Source organism: Gilliamella sp. ESL0405, from assembly GCF_019469205.1.
Lineage (GTDB): Bacteria > Pseudomonadota > Gammaproteobacteria > Enterobacterales > Orbaceae > Gilliamella.
Genome location: NZ_CP048265.1, coordinates 737,857 through 758,610 on the forward strand (window position 1 = coordinate 737,857; position 20,754 = coordinate 758,610).

Here is a 20,754-nt window from a genome sequence, read left to right on the forward strand (position 1 = left end):
GGTAAAAGATGAATACTTTTCAACAAAATGATCCTCTGCTTCCAGGCTATTCATTTAATGTTCATCTTGTATCGGGGTTAACACCTATAGAAAAAGCAGGGAAATTTGATTTTTTTATTGATCGCCCAAAGGGATTAAATGGTTATATCATCAATCTAACTTACGCAGGTCAGGGAACTATTTATCGTAATCAGGAATTTTTTAATTGTCATCCCGGTGATTTTGTCCTATTTCCACCAAAAGAGCCTCATCTATATGGACGTAAAGACGATGAAAATAATTGGTTTCACTTCTGGATCTATTTTAGACCAAGATCAACATGGAAATATTTGTTAACTTGGGAAAATCGATTAGAAAATACAGGTTTTTATCGCCCTAGCATTAAAGTTAAAGAGGAGCTGGAGCAATTATTTATTAAAATTGTCGAAGTGGGACAATCCACGATTATTTATTCTGAAAATTTAGCTATGAGTATGCTTGAGCAATTTTTAATAAGGCGTGCTCAAGAAAGTTCAGATACGTTTGCACTAAGTATTGATAATCGTGTATTGCAAGTGTGTAACTATCTGATTGATACTCTGGATCAAAATAAATTTTTGTTAGATAACGTTGCTGATAAAGTTTGTTTGTCAACATCGAGAATTGCACATATTTTTAAAGATCAGATGGGCATGTCGATTGGTGAATGGCGACAAGAACAAAGAATAAGTCGTGCAAAGATTTTATTACAAACAACACAAATGAATATTGCTGAAATAGGGCTCTGTTGTGGTTTTGAAGATCAACTCTATTTTTCTCGTATTTTCAAAAAAAGAATTGGTCTTAGCCCACAAAAATATCGCTATAGTACACAAGAGCAAAATAAAAGGAAGATTGAAAATATCAATTCCCTTTATTTATTTGATAAAAAAAGTCATTTTATAGAGAGCTGATATTTTTTGGAACGTTTTGATGATTTTTCATTGTATAACCAGCTTAAAACAACAAATAAATCAATAAATAAAACAATTTAAATCAACTGTAATTTAATTATTATCATTTGTCTTTTAACCAACTATCGGTTTCATATTTATTTGAGTTGCCAACGTTTTATTATCGTTGATATCTGGATAACGTGTTATCAATTGTATTAAACGATACTTTTTTAAGCGCTAAAATTTACAGAATAACCCGTTTTTATGATGAAATTTTGCATTTTTAATTGTAAATTTTATTTAAATTCTTTAACAATCGGCGAAAATTTGTGCGCTTGTGTGGTTTCTGTTTGTAGATATAAATGCATTTTTTGTGTTCTTAATTTTTTTGATAAAAAAAATACATGACATAGGTTACCATTATTGTATATTTTTTAGCAGTTGATAAATGGTGCTTTCCAAAAAAATTTAATCGTTAATTTATCCTAATATTCCTTATTGATTTATATACAAAATTATGTAATTAATAATTTTTTAATCCTTTAAATTAATTTAATTTTTACTTAAGATTTTTTTATTCATTTTTAATTTAATTAGAAAAATGAGGTAATGTGCTTATAGTTTCTATTAAGTTCTCCTAGTTTCTAAAAGAGCGTTAATTAGTTATCCGGCTTAAGTTTGTAATTTAAACTTTAATCGTGTAATTTATTTTCTACTTAAGGTTGTTTATTGATCATCCTTAAAAAAAGGAAATGGAAATTCAGGAGAAGTTATGTCAAACAGTTTTCAAAACGAAGTCCCTGCTGCTCGTGTTAATATTAGTTTAGATTTACATACTGGCGGTGCGAAAAAGAAAGTCGAATTACCCCTCAAAATTTTATCTATTGGCGATTATGGTCGTGGCAAGGATAAACGCCCTCTTTCAGAAAAAGAAAAGGTATCTATTAACAAAAATAATTTCAATGCAGTTCTTAAAGATTTTAATCCGCAAGCCAAAATTAGTGTTCGTAACACACTTGCAGATGATGGCAGTGAATTTAATGTTGATTTATCTTTTGAAGATATGAAAGATTTTTCCCCCGAACAAGTTGCTAAAAAAATACCACAACTCCGTTCTTTACTTGCAATGCGTAACCTTTTAAGAGATTTAAAATCAAACTTATTAGATAACGCTACTTTCCGTTATGAGCTTGAAAAAATAGTGAAAAACGAACAATTAACTGATGAGCTTCGAGCTGAGTTAGAGTCAATTGTATCTGAAAGTGAAAAGTAGAAATTCAATAAATTAAAACTTTATTTTTTGGACAAAATATAAAGTTTTGGTAGCAATTAAGAGAATAGAGTTATGAACATTAAAAAGCAAGACAGCACAACTAAAACTGTTGTACATGAGAATGGCAGTGTTTACCAATCTTTGTTTGATAAAATCAATTTAAATCCAATTGAAAAAGCTGGTGAAATTGATAAGTTTGAAGATAACGAAGTACTATTTGAATCTTCGCAAGATGAACGTGTTACAATGGCGATCAATATTTTACTTAAATTGATCCAAAGTTCATCGCAAAAAATTGAGAAGCTAGATAAACATTTATTAGATTATCATATTAGCCAAATAGACCAAAAATTAAGCCGTCAACTTGATGAGATTATGCATCACGAAACATTCCAGGAGATCGAAGGTACTTGGCGTGGGCTTAAATTCCTAGTTGATCGTACTGATTTTCGTCGTAATGTAAAAATTGAATTATTAGACGTCTCAAAAGAAGAACTACGACAAGATTTTGAAGATGCACCGGAAATAATTCAAACTGGTTTCTATCGACATACCTATATCCAAGAATATGATACACCGGGTGGTGAGCCAATTGGTGTAACGATTTCAAATTATGAATTTGATCGTAACCCACAAGATATCGCCTTGTTACGTAATGTTTCCAAAGTAGCGGCCGCTGCGCACATGCCATTTATTAGCTCTGTTGGTCCTAAATTCTTTGGTAAAGAAACCATGGAAGAGGTCGCAGCAATCAAGGATATTGCTAATTATTTTGACCGTGCTGAATACACTAAATGGAATAGTTTCCGTGAAACTGATGATTCTCGTTATATCGGATTAACTTTGCCAAGAGTTCTTGCGCGTTTACCATATGGTCCAGATACCATTCCTGTCCGTAGTTTTAATTATATTGAAAATGTTAAAGGTTTAGATCATAACCGTTATTTATGGGCTAATGCATCTTATGCTTTTGCAGCTAATATGGCGAAAAGTTTCATTCGTAATGGTTGGTGTGTTCAAATCAGAGGACCTCAAGCTGGCGGATTGGTTGAAGACTTACCTATTCACCTTTATGATTTAGGTACCGGTAATCAAGTTAAAATTCCAACCGAAGTGCTTATTCCGGAAACACGTGAGTTTGAATTTGCTAATTTAGGATTTATTCCATTATCATTCTATAAAAATAGAGATTATGCATGTTTCTTCTCGGCAAACTCAACGCAAAAACCGGCTCTTTATGACACAAAAGAAGCAACTGCTAACAGTCGTATTAACGCCCGTTTGCCTTATATCTTCTTGTTATCACGTATTGCGCATTATCTGAAAGTTATTCAGCGTGAAAATATTGGTGCAACAAAAGATCGTCGTTTGCTTGAACTTGAATTGAATAAATGGGTAAGCAATTTAGTGACTGAAATGACAGATCCTAGTGATGAAGTACAAGCTTCTCATCCATTAAAAGAAGCTAACGTTATTGTAGAAGATATTGAAGATAATCCAGGATTCTTCCGCGTTAAAACCTTCTTAATTCCTCATTTCCAAATTGAAGGAATGGATATTAATTTATCAATGGTATCTCAGATGCCAAAAGCTAAAGCATAAGTGTTTTAGCCTGATTTCATTAATATCTAATAAGGAGTGTTAGACCTGATGAAACTATTTCGTCCATTATGGAACGAAGGCGTCTTTTTGACGCCTCAACAATTCCAGCAGCAAACGTTGTGGCAACAATTCTCTTTACAAAAATTAGCTACTTTAGCCGTAGCTAATCCTTGGGGGATTGAAAGTCTTACAATTGATACTTATGCGCTTTCTGTAGATAGGTTGCAAGCTGAATCAATCAATATTCGTTTTCCTGATGGTGTTGTCATCAATACGGATGTTGCTGATAAATTACCTGAGGCCAGAATATTAAATATCGATGTTCCGCCGGAGCTTGATGAAGTAACCGTTTTTATCGGTATTCCACTTTTGCAAGCCAATGGTGGGAACTGTTTACAAGAAAACCAGCGTCTTGAAAGACCACTTCGTTTTCGGCAAGAATGGGTTGAAGTTCCAGATTTGCTTGGCCAAAATGTCCAAAGTATTGCTGTCGAGCACTATGCGTTAACATTCTTATTTGATTTTGAAAATCAGAGTGATTATTTAACTTGTCCTGTTGCTCGTTTAAAACGTGATCTTAATGGGCGATTTGTGCTTGATTTAGAATACCTTCCACCATCGCTAAATTTATTTACGCAAAGTGGTACTCTTGTCAAAGAGTTAGAACTTTTATGTATTCAAATGCAAGCAAAACGTCACCATTTAATGGGAATGCGACATGAACGTAATCAGCAAATTGCAGAATTTGCTACTGCAGATGTGTCTTTGTTTTGGCTTTTAAATGCGTTAAATACTTATGAACCTCAGATTAGATTTTTTCGGGATAATCCATCAGTTCATCCTGAAAAGCTATACCAAACACTAACTGCGCTTACTGGTGCATTGTTAACATTTTCATTACTCAATGATGTTGATGGTATTCCTGCATACCAACATAACAATCTTAATGAAGTTTTCCCTCCTTTGTTTGGGCTAGTACGTAACTTGCTTGAAGAGAGCTTGCCGTCTCGAGTCGTTAAAATTGAATTAGTTCATGATAAAGATACCTTGTGGACAGGACAATTAAATGATTCTCGGCTAGTTGAGGAAGCTGACTTTTATTTGTCAGTTCGCTCGAGTATGCCTGGGCATCAATTACAATCAAGATTTCCAATCTTGTGTAAAGCAGGTGCGCCAGATGATGTCAGACAAATTATTCATTCTGCATTATCAGGAATACCAATTAAAGCATTAAGTCATGTGCCTGCTGCAATACCAGTACGTTTAGACAATCAATATTTTGCATTAGATCTTTCACATGAAGCAGCAAAAAATATGTTGACTGCCCGTTGTTGTGAATTTTATGTGCCAAGAGCAATGCCTGATATTTCATTAGAGCTGTTTGCAGTTTTACGATCATAGGGACGAATTATGAGTATAGAATCTAACCCAATTAATATTGATCAGCTACTACGTGATTCGATTTTGGTTGTAGTTCAGTTAAAAGCTAAAGCTGATATTCCCTCAGGTCATAAATTGTATGAGCTTTGTAAACAGCAAGTTTTGAACGTTCAAGAGCAGTTACATAATGCGCAATACTCTCAAGATGTCATTGATGACATTTGTTATGCTTTATGTGCCTTATTGGATGAAACAGTGCTACTTTGCCATCGTGATAACCCCAAAAATCAAGATTATGATGAGTGGTTAGGATCGCCGTTGCAAGTTATTTATTTTAATACTCATAATGCAGGTTATGATCTGTTTGAAAAAATACGTTCCAGACTTAAGGCTGATAAAAAAGCAGAGTTAGTGTTGGCTTGTTTTGATAGAGTTTTAGGGCTAGGTTTTCAAGGTTGTTATCTGGATAAACCGCAAATGGAACGAGAACATCTAATTTTAGCTTTACGTGAATCATTACGTGAATACGAACCAGATCAATCTTATCCAATTATAGAACAGCCGAAAACGTATCGTTATCAAGGTCGTAAAGCCATTTTGTTAGCATGTACCGCCTTGTCAGTTATGGCTGTTATTGGACTTTACTTTGTGTTGGATAATCAACTCGATAAATTAGTTAAGCAACTTGTTGGTTAGAAAGGTTTATTATGAGCGATTATCCAAAGTATATTCAAATAATATATGCATTAGTCTTAAGCCTATTGTTATTATTCGTTTTTTTGCCAATTACAATAGGTTGGAAGATATTAGGTTCAATTATAGTTTTCGCTATTGCAGGTGGATGTTTTTGGCAGATGCTTCGTTATCGGCGTGTGTTAGCGGCCTCTACGGCAAATATTCAATTTTTAACGGAAAAACTTGATTTATTACCTGCAAGACAACGTTATCGTTTACCCATTTTATTAGTGACTGGTAGTGCAGCAAAAGATTTTTTTCCTGAAGATTTAACATTAGCTCAATCAAATGTCTTAGTCTCTTCGGAAGCAGTTTGGATATATGTTGATGAGTTCTCACATTTACCAATAGTCTATGATTCATTGATTGCTAAATGGCCTGACATGTTAGGTCGTGTCGGGGTATTTTTGGCATTAAATCCTGAAATAGAAGATAAACAAGGTTTATTTGTTGCAAAATTGCAAGCATTTCGGCAGTCTTGGGTTGATACTTGTCGTATAGCAAAATATCAATTACCTGTTTATTTATCGGTACATATTGGGCTAAATGACCTGATTTATGATGAGTATAATCCTTTACCGGTTTACTGGTTTCAGTCAGTTAATCAAAAGTTATATTTACTCGATAGTTATTTATCACCAATCAATAATTGGGTTAATGATATCAAGATCCCAAGTGATGAAAGGGAAAGGCGCTTACGACTTCGTCCATTTCTCAATGAAACTCAATCATGGTTTGAAACTAATGTTTTAACGACGTTAATTAGTGACAAACAACCGATTGCTAAATGTGTGCCATCAGGAGTGGTGATTTACCCAACGAATAAAACGCTTATAAATGAAAATATAATGCAAAAACTATGGGAAAGTGCGACTACCTTATCACTTCCTAATACTCACACTATTCAAGGCGGTATTACTCCACCAGATAGTTTGATTAAGTTTATGCCAATAGCGTATCCATTTTCTCATATGTGTTCAATGGTTTGTGGTTTAATCATGATTACTTCACTGTTTATCATGGGCTGTTTAGGCGCTTCATTTTGTAATAATGTTAAGTTTATTAGTCAAATCCAAAATGATATTCATCACTATCGTTTAATTCCAATGAATAACTATGAAGAAAAACGACAAGCATTGGATGTATTAAAAAACGATAAGTCATTATTAAATGAATATTTTACGCAAGGAGAACCTATCCGTTTAGGAATGGGGTTATACCGTGGTTCACAACTTGTGGAGCCTTTAAATGTATCAATGAGTGACTATGTGGCAAAACCACCAGAACCTGAGAAAGTAATAGTCGAAAAAACGGAAGTTATCTTCAAAGAGCCACCTCCGTCCATTCGTCTTGATAGTTTAGCTTTGTTTGAAAGTGGACAAGCAAATTTAAAAACGGGATCTGAAAAAGTATTAATTAATGCTTTAGTTGATATCAAAAAACAGATGAATACCAATCCGGAAACAGGCTGGCTAATTATCATTGCAGGTCATACCGATTCGGTCGGTGATGAGTTAAAAAATGAACAATTATCATTTAATCGTGCAATGTCGGTACGTGATTGGATTTTAAAAGCCAGTGACTTACCGGAGACCTGTTTTGCCATTCAAGGGCATGGAGCCAAAAAACCTTTAGTGAGTAACGACACGCTAGAGGGTCGTGCTAAAAATCGAAGGGTAGAAATTAATTTAGTTCCTCAATCGTCAAATTGTATTTGGTCGAGAGAAAACTAAATATGTAAAGCAAAAACAACAAAAAGGAGACAAACAATGGCTGTTCCAGCTTATATGTTTTTAAAGGATGATGGCGGTGCTGAAATCAAAGGTTCTGTAACCGTTGTTGGGCGCGAGGGTAGTGTTGAAGTGGTTGAGTTTGACCACCGAGTATACATCCCTACAGATGGTAATACAGGTAAATTAACAGGTACACGTGTACATAAAGCACTTGAATTTGTTAAAGAAGTTGATGCTTCATCGCCTTACCTTTACAAAGCCGTTACTACCGGTCAAAACTTACAATCAGTTGAGATCAAGTGGTACAAAATTAACGATGCGGGTCAAGAAGTTGAGTATTTCAATACTTTAATGGATGGCGTTAAAGTTGTTTCTGTTAAACCAGAAATGCACAACATCAAAGATCCAACAAAAGAACAATACAATCACCTTGAGCGTATTGAACTTCGTTACGAAAAAATTACCTGGACTTATAAAGATGGCAACATCATTCACTCAGACAGCTGGGTAGAAAGCCGAGGTTAATTTAATTAACACAGCCCTTATTAGCCATTAATAGGGGCTGTCATAATAATACTAATAATGTAATTAGAAAAGGACTGCAAATGATTACTGACCCCTCTATCTTATTGAGACGACTAAATTCTTATTGTGCAAAATCTTTAGAAGCGGCTGCTGGATTATGCCAAACAAGAGCTCATACAGAAGTTACACTTGAACATTGGTTATTGAAATTATTAGAGCAGGGTTCAGGCGATATAACAATCATAGCTAGACATTATCAACTTGATATGGATAAAGTCTGGTCTGGATTACTTAAATATCTGGATTTCTTACCACATACAATCGATTCCAAACCTAGTTTATCATCATCATTAATAGCGGTAATTCAATCAGCATGGCTGAAGGCATCATTAGAAGATCAAGAAGAGATGATCCGTTCTGTCCATATTTTACAAGCTTTAGTTGAAATGCCACACTGTCTTAAAGCTCAAGATGCATGGCAATTATTGAGTTTACCAGCTGTTTCATTAAAAAAAATTCGTTCGAAATTAGATACGGTATCTGATGAAAACCCACTATATCAATACAACTATTATTCAGATTCAACCTCAACATCTGCTGAAACTTTAGATATTAATACACAAGTTAATAAAGAAACAGCAATGAACAGAAATGAAAAATCTGGATCATTCGAAAATACAATAAATAGTGACAAACCGAATACACAGGCAAATCATCATAAAGCTGCCCTTGAGCGCTTTACAGAAAATGTAACTGAAAAAGCCAAAGCCGGAAAAATTGACCCAGTTTTTGGTCGTGATAGTGAAATCCGACAAATGGTAGACATATTATCACGTCGCCGTAAAAATAATCCTATTTTAGTTGGTGAACCAGGTGTGGGTAAAACAGCTCTTGTGGAAGGATTAGCACTTCGTATAGCTGAAGGAAATATCCCCAAAAATCTTGAAAATGTAAGCATACTAACGCTTGATTTAGGTTTACTACAGGCTGGAGCAGGCGTTAAAGGTGAATTTGAACAGAGATTAAAAAATGTGATTGATGCAGTACAACAATCACCAACTCCGGTACTCCTTTTTATCGATGAAGCACATACTATTATTGGCGCAGGTAATTCAGCCGGAGGAGCAGATGCTGCTAATTTATTAAAGCCAGCATTAGCAAGGGGTGAATTACGCACTATCGCAGCCACAACTTGGTCTGAATACAAACAATATTTTGAAAAAGATGCTGCATTAGAACGCCGATTTCAAATGGTTAAAGTGGATGAACCGGATGATGAAAAAGCATCCCTTATGTTACGAGGCTTGAAATCAAGATACGCTAAGCATCATGGCGTGCATATTTTAGATGAAGCAGTGAAAACGGCCGTTTCGCTATCTCGTCGATATATTAGTGGCCGCCAATTGCCGGATAAAGCAGTCGATTTACTCGACACTGCATCTGCTCGTGTTCGCATGGGGCTTGATACTATCCCTGAATCGATCACTGAACTCGAAGCTAAAATTGCATCACTTAACATAGAAAAACAAGCTATCGAAGCAGATTTTGCGCTAGGTGAAAAAATATCAGATGAACGTCTAAATGAAATAGCGTTGCAGTTAACCCAATTGACAGATCTTTTGAATAACAAACAGCAGCAATTTGAAAAAGAGAAAAAAATAGTTGAAAAATTAATAGCATTGAGACAAAAACTTACCAATAAATCTGATAAAAAAGTACTTAGTCAATTAAGTGATATGCAAAAAGAATTAGCCGATCTACAAGGTAACATGCCGTTATTATCACTTGATGTTGACAGTCGGGTGGTCTCTGCTGTTATTTCTGACTGGACTGGTGTACCTTTAGAAAGTTTATTAAAAGATGAACAAAGCCACTTGCTTTCTCTCGAGGAAGATTTAGGAAAACGAGTTGTAGGCCAAGATAATGCACTTTTTGAAATCGCTAAACGAATTCGTGCAGCAAAAACAGGACTAACTTCAGAAGATGCTCCTATGGGCGTATTTTTATTAGTTGGTCCTTCAGGTGTAGGTAAAACAGAAACGGCATTAGCACTTGCTGATACTTTATTTGGTGGAGAACAATCAATTGTAACGATTAATATGTCGGAATATCAGGAGTCACATACTGTATCACAGCTTAAGGGGTCACCACCAGGATATGTAGGATATGGACAGGGAGGTGTGTTAACCGAAGCTGTTCGCAAAAGACCTTATAGTGTTGTATTACTGGATGAAGTTGAAAAAGCACATCGTGATGTTCTTAATTTATTTTATCAAGTATTCGACCGTGGGTTTATGCGTGATGGTGAAGGACGTGAAATTGATTTCCGTAATACTTTGATATTAATGACCTCTAATTTGGGTAGTGATGAACTAATGGCGCTTTTTGATGAAATGCCAGATGCAGATACAGCTACTCAGCAAGAACTATTACGCCCAATTATACGAGAACATTTCCAACCTGCGTTATTAGCTCGTTTTCAAACTGTGATTTATACGACACTAGGTCAACAAGCTTTACGTAAAATTGTTGAAATGAAACTCAATAAAGTTGCTAGCCGACTACAAAAACATTACAAGATAGTGTTTGAAGTTGGTGAAAAATTATATGACACATTAGTGTCGGCTTGTCTTTTACCTGACACTGGTGCTAGAAATATTGATAGCATATTAAATCAGCAAATTTTACCTGTGGTTTCAAATTTACTTTTACAAAGAAGTAATAGCACAGATAGTGAAGTACCAAAACTAATACTCGATTTTAACGAGTCAGAAGGTATTGTGCTTGAGTGGGCGAATGAACAAAGTAAGGCTGAGATTAAAAAAAATAAGTCTCAAAAAGCGACAAAGGTGAAGGCTCAATCAACAGAAAAAATAAATAAAAAAAGTAAACCAATTAAAAAGGATAAATAAAATATAAAGATAAATACCTTTTAAGGAATAAAAGGGGGACATAACATGGAAAATGAGTTAACTGATCTCATGATATTTGTTAGTAAAGACTAATTAGCTAACAGTTTAGGTTAGCTAACGTTGCTCAACTTTTCTGGCGGATGATGAGGTTAGTTTTCTCATAGTTATTTGTCCATTTTAATGGTGATTAACAACAAAACTAAGAATATAACTAGGCTATTTGACTGTTTTATTCGAAGTGAACTTGTTATAAATCATTTTAGATAAATTGCTTTATTTATGTTTGATCTTCAGATTAAACATACTCTAACAAAGTAATGATTAAAAAAGATTATCAGTTTTAATACTATTTTAATGAATCTAAAATCTTTAATTCAAAAAGCGGAAAATAACCTAGAATCATAAAGGAATATAAATGGGTAGAAACGTCGTACGATTGGGTGATCCAACAACACATGGAGGTAGGGTGATTTCTGTATCGTCAAAAACGAATATAGAAGGTAAGTTAGTAGCGCTATTAGGGGATTTAGTCAGTTGCCCTTTACCCGGTCATGGTGTAAACCCAATTATTGAAGCTTCCACTTATACATTCTCAGACGGTAAACCTGTTGTTATGGATCAATGTGCCTGTGCTTGTGGCTGCAAGGTTATTGCAACAACCACTACATCGGAGATTGATTAAAATTATGTCTTGGCCTAAACCAAATACTCTAAATATTATAAAACCACCGGTAAAGTTAAACCGTGGAAGGTGGTTTCTTTTCTTTATTGTATTATTTATTATTACTTGTTTAATTCTTGCTGCAATTTGGCCAAGTAAAAATTTTCACTCTCAGTGGATGTATTGGGCGGTGGCAATATTTATACCAACTTTGATCGGTGGTTCCGCTTTTGGCATACGATTATATCTTTATGGATTATCTCAAGAAGAATATGAAATATGGCAACAGGAACAGCAAAAGGTCGATCAAAACTGGCAAAAATGGGCAATGCAGTCATTAGTTGTTCTCGATAGTTATTACTCCATACCAACACATATAACTAGTATGGAAATCTATAGTAATGCATCGAATATAGACTCTCAAGTTAATAAGTCACTAGAATTTGAAGGGGATGTAAAAGCCGAAAGGTACATTGAGGATCTTTTTTTCGCGATAAAAGATACACTAATTCAATTACCTTCGACAGAAGAGCTGGACATTAAAGTTTTGTCTTCACCAGATAGTTTTAGCTATATAGATCAAGCTATTAGTCATGCCTATAAAAATGCCCAAATATCGTTAGGTTATAATCTATCTCATCAGATTTTGCAAAATACAAATATAGAAAATTTAATTGAAAATATTGATTCATCTCAGCCAGGAGTCCAATTAATTATCATTAATAACGCTAAATCAAATGGTTCAGCGTTTGTTGCTGCTTTTTTGTTGACCAACAAAACTTATTATCAAGAGCTAAACATTAGTTTTGCGAAAAGTGAAATTTTAAGACCGATGATATCGAATGATTTGACCACTGATTTAAAACAGATGGTTGATATGCAATGTGCATTAGAAGAGATCAATCAGCTTTGGTTCACAAACATCGACAGTAAGGAAAAAGTTAATATTATAAAACAGTTAGCTGATTATCAGATTGTTCCTGAACATCTATATATGCTTGAGATTTTTGTTGGAAATCAAACCGAACTTTCTTATTGGCTTGCATTGGCATTAGCCTGTGAAATGATAACGATAACTAATCAAAATAACTTAATTGCTTCGCAAAGTATGAATCAAAAGTTACTTTCAGTAGTCAAGGGAATGTAAAAAAGGGAAATGGAGTTGTAAATGAGTCACAAATGGAAACGTGCTGGATTAATTTTCATTATTTTATTAAGTGCTGTATCTATAGCCTTAGGTCTTTTTTTCTGGGGTGATGAATTAGGTTTTACTACATTTGGACGTAAATTGGAAATGTGGGTCTATTGTATGCTGTTTATATTAGGCTTACTTTTAATTCCCGCAATCATTACCAATAGCCTTCGTATTGCAGCAAAAGATAAAATCAAGCGTGAAGCGCTTAATCCTAATGAAACAGCAAAACCAATGAAAGTAACCCCTTTCCCTGAATTTGCAGAAATTCAAAAAAAATGCCGCTATATTTCGGGGCTTTTCTGGCGTTATAAAATTAGAAAATGTTTAGTCATAGGTGCATCATCGGATGTGGAGTCGGCATTTCCTCGTCTACAACAAAATCAATGGCAGTTAAACGATAAAACTTTAATGATTTATGGTGGAAACATAGAAGATCCACTCAATACACCTTGGTTACTGGCGTTAAAAAAGCAATTATCAAGAATTATTCCGTTTTTTCGTAAACCTTTAAATGCAATAATTTGGGTTGTACCTAATAACTATCTTAATGAAACTCCTTGGCAACAATTGACCATTGAAAAAGCGATAACACAATTTAAATCTCGTGATAAGTTGTTAAAATGGTCAGCGCCAGTTTATCTTGTTGCTACAGAAAATAGTGAGTGGCCACAAAAGGATCGCATTGAGCAAAGTGTCGGTTTACTTTTACCAACATTAAAAAAAGATACAATGGCATCCGTTGTATCGTCTCTTAATGAGCTTTCGATATTGTGTAGTAAGCGTGGCGTTCAACAAATTAAAGTAAACAGTAACTATTCTTTTCTTTTAAATCTTAGCCAAAAACTTGTTAAAGGTGATATCAATAAGATTGAAAATTACCTATTAACATTAACCTCTCTGCCTTTTTCACCACAGGTGAGAGGGTTGTTTTTTATACCTAATCAAACCTCATTAATGGAAGATAGCCCATTTTATGATAATTATCTATTAATGACACCGACATGGCAGTCGATTAGTGATGACGCTAATCAACAGCAAGGGCGACGCATGGGAATTCAATGGGGAATGGTTTCAGTTTGCGCCTTTTTGGGGCTTTTAGTCATTAGCGGTATAGGTATTGTCACTTCTTACTTTAATAATGCCTCGCTTATTGATAGTACAATTGAATTGGCAAAACAAGCTGATAATTCTGTTAAGCAAGATTATCTGTCCAAATTGCAAACACAATTTCAATTACAGCAGCGTGTAGAGCAATTGCTTCACCGTCAGCAACATGGCTCGCCATTATCACACCGTTTTGGGTTAAACCATAATGATGAATTGTTACAAAAATTATGGCTTACTTATAAAGTGACTAATTCACGTAATATTGCAACGCCGTTTCATGATCTTTTGACCAACTATTTAGTTTCATTAACAACGCTACCGCCTGAAAGTCCGGAACGAAAAAAATTAGTTGATTCAGCTTACGACTATTTGAAAGCTTATTTAATGCTAAGTCATCCTGATAAAAGTGATGGACACTATTTAAGTGATTTTGCCGCTCAAAATTGGCGAGCACCAAAAGAGATAAAAGATGGTGACTGGCAACAAATAATGCCAGAATTAGTTCGTTTTTGGGGACAAATGCTGAATTTGCACCCGGAGTGGAGCCTTTTTGAAGATAAACAACTTGTCAAAAGTACACAAAAAATACTGATAAATAAAATTGGCGTAAAAAATGCCGTTAACACGTTGTATCAAGAGATAATTCAGCGAGCAAGCCAACAATATTCTAATCAAAGTTTAGATCAATTGCTTGAAGGAATTGATAGCCATTTGTTGTTTTCTAATGAGACCGAAATTCCAGGTGTCTATACTCGTAAAGCTTGGGAAGGGTTAATAAAAGAAGAAATTGAAGATGCTGCAAAAATGCGACAAGAACAAATAGATTGGGTATTAGGTGATGATAATCAAAGCAACTTAACTGCTTCGATTGCGCCTGAAATTTTAAAAAAACAGCTGACAGATCAATATTTCAGTGAATATAGTGCTGCATGGCTTGATTTTTTAAACACAATTAAATGGCAACAAGCAGATAATGTTTCAGATGTAATTGCACAATTAACCTTACTCGCCGATAATCGCCAGTCTCCCTTAATTGCATTGATCAATGTTATTAAATATCAGTCAGAAGTTGAATATAAAGGCAATGGCATATCAGATAATTTAATGCGTACAGCACAACAAATTATGGGTAAAAAGAATCAATCAGTTTTACCAATGCCAGAAGAAAATGAGTCATCAGGGCCTTTAACTGCCACTTTTGCACCCGTATTGAGTTTGCTTAAAAATGATAACAACAATGGATTATCGCTACAAACTTATCTATCTCGTGTTACTCAAGTGCGCTTAAAATTACAAAATGTAACTAACAGTCAAGATCCTCAAGCTATGATGCAAGGTCTGGCAAAAAGTGTTTTCAAAGGTTCTTCCGTTGATCTAACTGAAACACGAGATTATGGCAATTTAATCGCCGCTAATTTGGGTGATGAATGGTCTGGATTTGGCCACAGCTTATTTAAACAACCCCTAGAACAATCTTGGCAAGTAGTTTTAACTCCTGCCGCTGATAGTTTTAATAGTGTTTGGCAAAATTATGTTGTTAATCAATGGGAAAAATCTTTCGCCGGTCGTTACCCGTTCAAAAATAGTGATAATGAAGCTTCTTTATCAGAAGTTGCTCGTTTTTTAAGGAGTGATACAGGTATTATCGATAACTTTATTGTCAATGAGCTTAATGGTGTATTAGAAAAGAAAGGGGGAAGATGGGTAGTTAATGCGGTTAATGCTCAAGGGCTTAATTTTTCACCAGCATTTCTAGAAACATTAGAATTATTTAATGATATTTCCTCGGAACTAATAACTTCAGGTGATGTCGCATTATCTTTCGATTTAATGCCGCGTAGTGGTAATCAGATTGTTCGTACAGAATTAATTATTAATAAACAAAGATCAGAATATTTTAATCAAGCCCCGACATGGCAACGGTTTAATTGGCCGGGCGATGGTTATTCTCCTTATTCACAACTTAGCTGGAGCACAGATGAAACTGGCTTGAAGCTTTTTAATTATTACCATGGTGACTGGGCATGGATACGCCTATTAGAAAAAGCGTCAGTTAAACAACTTGATTCCAGCCGTTTTGAAGTGGTTTGGAAAACATCAGATGGCAAAAGGTTACGCTATATTTTAAGGACACAGTTAGGTAGCGGTCCATTGACTTTATTAAAATTACGTAACTTTAACTTACCAGATAGGGTATTTGAGTAAGTATTTATAAGAAATAGATAATGGAATACGATTATGTTTAGTCAGCTACTAAGCCGTTTATTTGGTACACAAGACCCAGATGAATCAATAAAAAAAGAGTTAAATCAAAAGTGGGCTGATTGGTTAGAGCCAATTAGTTTGGAAAAACCAACTGGTGAAGATTTAACTTATCATGATACTTTTCAGGAGATAAAAGAGGAGATTGCTAAACTTTCTGGTATTGATTATCAAATGGTTGCTATTGAAAGCGAAAATATACTAAAACAAAATAGTAAAGATATTCGAGTTGCAACTTATTATTGTTTAGCTCGCCTAAATTTAGATGGTGTTGACGGCTACACCGATGGGGTTGAATTACTGGCTGGATTACTCGATAAATTTGGAACAATAATTTACCCTTCACGGCATAATATTCGGAAAAATGCTATTGAGTGGTTAGCAAACGCTAGATTTATAGAGTTATTAGCTAATTTAAGACCACTACCCGAAGCTAATCTAACACGAATCATTTTTGCTTTAAATTTGATTGAAACGACATGCCAATCACTATTTGTAAGTGAAACATCTGAACAATTTATCGAAGCACCAGACCTATCCGCACTGGTCAGCTTTTTTAGTAATAACTTGAAGCATGAAGCCAAAAATTCTCAAGTTGAAGTTGCTACCGCAAGTGAGCCTCAAGTCATACCTGCATCGGAATCAACACCTAAAATAGTCGAGGTTAAAATTGGATCGCAACGAGAATTACTCGATCAAGCACGTAAAATGGCGGTTTTCTTACGTGAGAAACCAGAAGGTTATCTTGCGGCAGCTCGCTTTTTACGAATTTTGCGCTGGGATACCGTTTTGGAGTTACCACCTACTGATCATCGAGGAAGAACACGTTTACCTGCACCAAGAGCTGAGCTAAAACAAAATATCAGCCGATTAATTATTCAGCAGCAATGGTTAGATCTTTTCGAACGTGTAGAAGCTGCTTTTATGGAAGGGGCTAATCATTTTTGGTTAGATCTTCAACGTGCAACCGTGCTTTCTTTCCAAAAAATGGGCGGACAATATCAAGCATGGGCTGATATATTTTTAACAGATATTGGCTTAATGCTTGAACGGTTAAATGGAATTGAGAGACTGAGCTACGAAAATGGTATGCCTTTTGCCGATGATGAAACACTCAGTTGGATAGCCAGTAATGCCCGTATTCACCATTTAGATGAAGGTGATAGTATCGCCCCCATTTCTATATCTGGTGAGAACAACTGGAGTGAAATAGAAACGCAAGCATTAGAATTAGCTCATAGTGAAAGTTTAGAGCAAGCCTTTCAATGGTTACAAAATATGCCGTCAATCAGAACAGCAAAGCAGCGGTATCTAGTTCAATATACACAAGCAAGAGTTGCTGAACAATTTGGCAAACATGATGTTGCCTTAAATTTATTGACAGGCTTAAATGGCCAACAGCAAGGTATCTCATTTTTGGAGTGGGAACCTGAATTACTATTTGATGTTAAACGTTGTCTGTTAAGGTTATTGAAGCAGAAAAATAAATCTAAAGATAACACAAAAATAGAGCTGTTGGAAAAAATAGACTTATTACAACATGAATTAATGCAGCTTGACCCTGCTCGAGCATTGAGTTTTATTTAAGAATAAATTCAACTAACGGTCTGAATAAAAACAGGCGAAATAAATTCAATAAAATATAACGTTACAATAAAAGAGATAAACAATGGATGATTTAATTTTAGGCTACTATGAATCGGAAATGCGATATTTGCGAGAGGCCGGAAAGGAATTTGCAAAAATACATCCTGATAGAGCGAATTTATTAAATTTAGATAATGTCGGGGACAGAGACCCTTATGTGGAGCGATTATTTGAAGGATTTGCTTTTTTAACAGGACGATTACGTCAAAAGATTGATGATGATTTACCTGAGTTAACTGAAAGCCTAGTGACTTTACTTTGGCCTCACTATTTACGTTTAATTCCGTCATTATCAATCGTTGAATTAACGCCTAATTTTTCGACATTATCACGTCAAGAGTTAATCCCAAAAGGTTTACAAATGCAGACTGAACCTGTTGGGCAGGTTGGCACTAAATGTCCATTTAGAACAACTCAGGCGGTAACATTACAGCCAATTAAAATCAGTCAAGTTAACCTTGGTATTAATCATGATGGTCGAAGCATGATAACCATTCGTTTAAGTTTTAGTGAACTTGCCGATTTGGAGCAGTTAGATCTATCTTGTTTACGTTTGTATTTAAATGCGGATGCGCCAATAGCCTCAAATTTGCATCTGGCATTAACGCAACAAATTGCATCAATGTCTATTCGTTATTCGAATAATCCCGAAAACAAATTCGAGTTAAATGGCAAGATCACTCCGGTTGGTTTTAGTGATGAAGACCGCTTATGGTTAAAAGCGGATAATGCGTTTTCCGGTTATCAATTATTACTAGAATATTTTGCTTTCCGTGAAAAATTCATGTTTGTGGATTTACATGGTTTAGATAGTTGTCAGTTATCAGACTCTTGTTCTTATATAGATATTGAAATAGTTCTTAATCAGACCTGGCCAAGCGATATGCCGTTGCAAAATGATAATATTTGTTTGCATTGCGTACCTGTTATCAACTTGTTTGATATGGAAGCTGATCCGATTGTTGTAAATCAATTAGAGAGTGAATATTTGCTTCGTCCATTACTTCGTCAAGATGGTCATATTGAGGTCTACTCAGTTGAACATGTAGAATCAATTACGCGTGATGGGCGATATCGTTATGTGCCATTCACTAGCTTCAAACATCGTGGTGGTATGTTAAGACATGATGCTCCGGAAAGATACTATCATACCCGTGTTAGAAAAGGTGCATCCGGTTTACATGATACATGGTTAATTTTAGGCGGAAAGATTTGGGATAAAAATGAGTTGCTTGAAACTGAAACCTTATCTTTGCGTGTCACTGGTACCAATGGGATGTTACCACGTAAATCTTTACGTAATGCACGAATTAATGATCTTAAAGATTCAAATAGTAATATCGCTAAAGTGCGCAATCTTTGCTCTCCAACCATGCCTTGTTATCCGCCAACGGAGGATCGTTTTTATTGGCGAGTATTATCTCATCTTGCACCAAATTATCTTTCACTCATGAATGCAGAAGTTTTGCGTGGAACGCTTGCTTTATATGATTGGACAGATAACGAACTTAATCGCCGCCGTTTAGAGGGGATTGTAGAAGTAACGCATAGGATGATAAAACGCACAGTAAAAGGTATGTTGCAACGAGGGATAGAAATAGAAGTGACAATCAATAGTTATCAATTTACCGGTGAAGGTGATGTGCGACTTTTTGGTGAATTATTACATCAATTTTTCGCATTATATGCTGATGTAAATCTTTTCACTCAATTGGTTATGATTATTTTACCAACAGGAAATAAAATTGTATGGAATCAGAGCAAAGCATCGAAAATAGCCCTTTAATGCAAATGCTTGAAAAAAATCTGCCAAAAATTAACTTTTATCGTTTTTGTCAGTTACTCGAGCAATTATATGATAAAGAGCCATCTTTAGGTCGATTCGAATCACCTGTATCTGACCCATTAAGATTTGCACCTTCGGTCGATATGTCTTTTCCTGCGAGCGAATTGAAGTGTATTGAAAAGTCACCTTATTTAAATCGACCAACAACAGTAAGGACACGGTTTTTGGGTTTATATGGTGTCGATGCAATATTGCCACTGGGGTTGCTTGATAATATCATTCGCCGAGAAGAAAATTATCAGGCTATGACTGACTTTTTGGATATTTTTAACCATAGGGTGATTACTCAGTTTTACCGAATCTGGTTAAAATACCATTATCCAGCAAGCTATTTAAGTGGTGGGCGAGATCCGATATCACAATGTTTATTCGGGCTAATTGGTTTGGGTATTAAAGGAACGAGTAAACAGATTGGTACACCGTTATCTCGTTTCTTTGCACTGCTTGGGACTATGTCTCAAAAAACACGTACTGCACAGGGAGTCGCTGGCTTAATTCGATTATTGGTTGAAGATGCCAAAGTAGATGTTATTGAGTTTTATCCTATATGGCAATCGATCGACCAGCCTGCAAAATTAGGTGGGCAAGGTCAGCAAAAAATTGGATTAGATGGTGGTGCTATCCTTGGATCTCGCTTTAAAGAGTGTAATCAGTGTATACATATCATTATCACCCCTCAACATGAAAATCAAATTACGGATCTTCTGCCGGATGGTCAAACCTTTCATGATATTTTGGCTTTATTACGTGTTTATTTAGGTTATCAGGTTGATGCCAAAATCACATTACGTATAAAAAGAAAATTTTTACCGAAAAGCCAATTGACCTCCAACAATAGTCGATTGGGATTAACTGCATCATTTACTAAAACCAATACCAATAAAGACGCCATTGAAGATGTATTGGTAAATATAGGATTTTATTCTGGTATTGATTATCAGGCATATTAAAAAAGGAATTGA

Annotated in this window: 14 protein-coding genes; all 14 read left to right on the plus strand. The window is 35.2% G+C overall.

Translation table 11 applies throughout. The annotated features are described in order from the left end of the window. Nucleotides 1-8: 8 nt before the first annotated feature. The 14 genes from araC to tssG all read left to right on the plus strand — a co-directional run bounded on the left by araC (nucleotide 9) and on the right by tssG (nucleotide 20,742). The gene (gene araC / locus GYM74_RS03390; RefSeq protein WP_220219091.1) at nucleotides 9-932 is read left to right on the plus strand and encodes an arabinose operon transcriptional regulator AraC; all 924 of its coding nucleotides are present in this window, start codon (nucleotides 9-11) and stop codon (nucleotides 930-932) included. Between the two features lie 754 nt (nucleotides 933-1,686). Continuing rightward, nucleotides 1,687-2,187, plus strand: a complete 501-nt coding sequence (tssB, locus tag GYM74_RS03395) for a type VI secretion system contractile sheath small subunit (protein WP_220219092.1) — start codon at nucleotides 1,687-1,689, stop codon at nucleotides 2,185-2,187. A 72-nt stretch (nucleotides 2,188-2,259) separates the two neighbouring features. Next, a complete protein-coding gene (tssC, locus tag GYM74_RS03400; RefSeq protein ID WP_220219093.1) occupies nucleotides 2,260-3,789 on the plus strand; it encodes a type VI secretion system contractile sheath large subunit in 1,530 nt (509 codons plus the stop codon). Between the two features lie 48 nt (nucleotides 3,790-3,837). Continuing rightward, a complete protein-coding gene (gene tssK / locus GYM74_RS03405) occupies nucleotides 3,838-5,190 on the plus strand; it encodes a type VI secretion system baseplate subunit TssK (protein WP_220219094.1) in 1,353 nt (450 codons plus the stop codon). 9 nt (nucleotides 5,191-5,199) lie between these two features. Further along, nucleotides 5,200-5,865, plus strand: coding sequence for a type VI secretion system protein TssL, short form (gene tssL, locus GYM74_RS03410; RefSeq protein WP_220219095.1), 666 nt, complete (start codon nucleotides 5,200-5,202; stop codon nucleotides 5,863-5,865). 11 nt (nucleotides 5,866-5,876) lie between these two features. Next, on the plus strand, nucleotides 5,877-7,637 hold the full coding sequence (locus tag GYM74_RS03415) for an OmpA family protein (protein ID WP_220219096.1): 1,761 nt from the start codon (nucleotides 5,877-5,879) through the stop codon (nucleotides 7,635-7,637). 36 nt (nucleotides 7,638-7,673) lie between these two features. Continuing rightward, complete coding sequence (locus GYM74_RS03420; protein WP_220219097.1) at nucleotides 7,674-8,162, plus strand: Hcp family type VI secretion system effector; 489 nt, start codon at nucleotides 7,674-7,676, stop codon at nucleotides 8,160-8,162. Between the two features lie 80 nt (nucleotides 8,163-8,242). Continuing rightward, nucleotides 8,243-11,074 carry a type VI secretion system ATPase TssH gene (gene tssH / locus GYM74_RS03425; protein ID WP_220219098.1) on the plus strand — a complete coding sequence of 944 codons (2,832 nt, stop codon included), beginning with the start codon at nucleotides 8,243-8,245 and terminating at the stop codon, nucleotides 11,072-11,074. Nucleotides 11,075-11,489: 415 nt separating this feature from the next. Further along, a complete protein-coding gene (locus GYM74_RS03430; RefSeq protein WP_220219099.1) occupies nucleotides 11,490-11,756 on the plus strand; it encodes a PAAR domain-containing protein in 267 nt (88 codons plus the stop codon). After that, complete coding sequence (locus GYM74_RS03435; RefSeq protein WP_220219100.1) at nucleotides 11,704-12,882, plus strand: hypothetical protein; 1,179 nt, start codon at nucleotides 11,704-11,706, stop codon at nucleotides 12,880-12,882. The genes GYM74_RS03430 and GYM74_RS03435 overlap by 53 nt, the downstream gene beginning before the upstream one ends. Nucleotides 12,883-12,903: 21 nt before the next feature. Further along, entirely contained in the window at nucleotides 12,904-16,242 is a 3,339-nt protein-coding gene (locus GYM74_RS03440) for an ImcF-related family protein (RefSeq protein ID WP_220219101.1), read from the plus strand. A gap of 33 nt (nucleotides 16,243-16,275) precedes the next feature. Further along, nucleotides 16,276-17,886, plus strand: coding sequence for a type VI secretion system protein TssA (gene tssA / locus GYM74_RS03445; RefSeq protein ID WP_220219102.1), 1,611 nt, complete (start codon nucleotides 16,276-16,278; stop codon nucleotides 17,884-17,886). Nucleotides 17,887-17,968: 82 nt separating this feature from the next. Next, the gene (gene tssF / locus GYM74_RS03450; RefSeq protein WP_220219103.1) at nucleotides 17,969-19,732 is read left to right on the plus strand and encodes a type VI secretion system baseplate subunit TssF; all 1,764 of its coding nucleotides are present in this window, start codon (nucleotides 17,969-17,971) and stop codon (nucleotides 19,730-19,732) included. Beyond that, entirely contained in the window at nucleotides 19,696-20,742 is a 1,047-nt protein-coding gene (tssG, locus tag GYM74_RS03455) for a type VI secretion system baseplate subunit TssG (protein WP_220219104.1), read from the plus strand. Before tssF ends, tssG begins: the two co-directional genes overlap by 37 nt. Nucleotides 20,743-20,754 lie beyond the last annotated feature (12 nt).

What these genes read in the sequence shown, in the direction of transcription:
- araC (WP_220219091.1), top strand. Translation starts at nt 9, where the DNA reads ATGAATACTTTTCAACAAAATGATCCTCTGCTTCCAGGCTATTCATTT.
- tssB (WP_220219092.1), top strand. Translation starts at nt 1,687, where the DNA reads ATGTCAAACAGTTTTCAAAACGAAGTCCCTGCTGCTCGTGTTAATATT.
- tssC (WP_220219093.1), top strand. Translation starts at nt 2,260, where the DNA reads ATGAACATTAAAAAGCAAGACAGCACAACTAAAACTGTTGTACATGAG.
- tssK (WP_220219094.1), top strand. Translation starts at nt 3,838, where the DNA reads ATGAAACTATTTCGTCCATTATGGAACGAAGGCGTCTTTTTGACGCCT.
- tssL (WP_220219095.1), top strand. Translation starts at nt 5,200, where the DNA reads ATGAGTATAGAATCTAACCCAATTAATATTGATCAGCTACTACGTGAT.
- GYM74_RS03415 (WP_220219096.1), top strand. Translation starts at nt 5,877, where the DNA reads ATGAGCGATTATCCAAAGTATATTCAAATAATATATGCATTAGTCTTA.
- GYM74_RS03420 (WP_220219097.1), top strand. Translation starts at nt 7,674, where the DNA reads ATGGCTGTTCCAGCTTATATGTTTTTAAAGGATGATGGCGGTGCTGAA.
- tssH (WP_220219098.1), top strand. Translation starts at nt 8,243, where the DNA reads ATGATTACTGACCCCTCTATCTTATTGAGACGACTAAATTCTTATTGT.
- GYM74_RS03430 (WP_220219099.1), top strand. Translation starts at nt 11,490, where the DNA reads ATGGGTAGAAACGTCGTACGATTGGGTGATCCAACAACACATGGAGGT.
- GYM74_RS03440 (WP_220219101.1), top strand. Translation starts at nt 12,904, where the DNA reads ATGAGTCACAAATGGAAACGTGCTGGATTAATTTTCATTATTTTATTA.
- tssA (WP_220219102.1), top strand. Translation starts at nt 16,276, where the DNA reads ATGTTTAGTCAGCTACTAAGCCGTTTATTTGGTACACAAGACCCAGAT.
- tssF (WP_220219103.1), top strand. Translation starts at nt 17,969, where the DNA reads ATGGATGATTTAATTTTAGGCTACTATGAATCGGAAATGCGATATTTG.
- tssG (WP_220219104.1), top strand. Translation starts at nt 19,696, where the DNA reads ATGGAATCAGAGCAAAGCATCGAAAATAGCCCTTTAATGCAAATGCTT.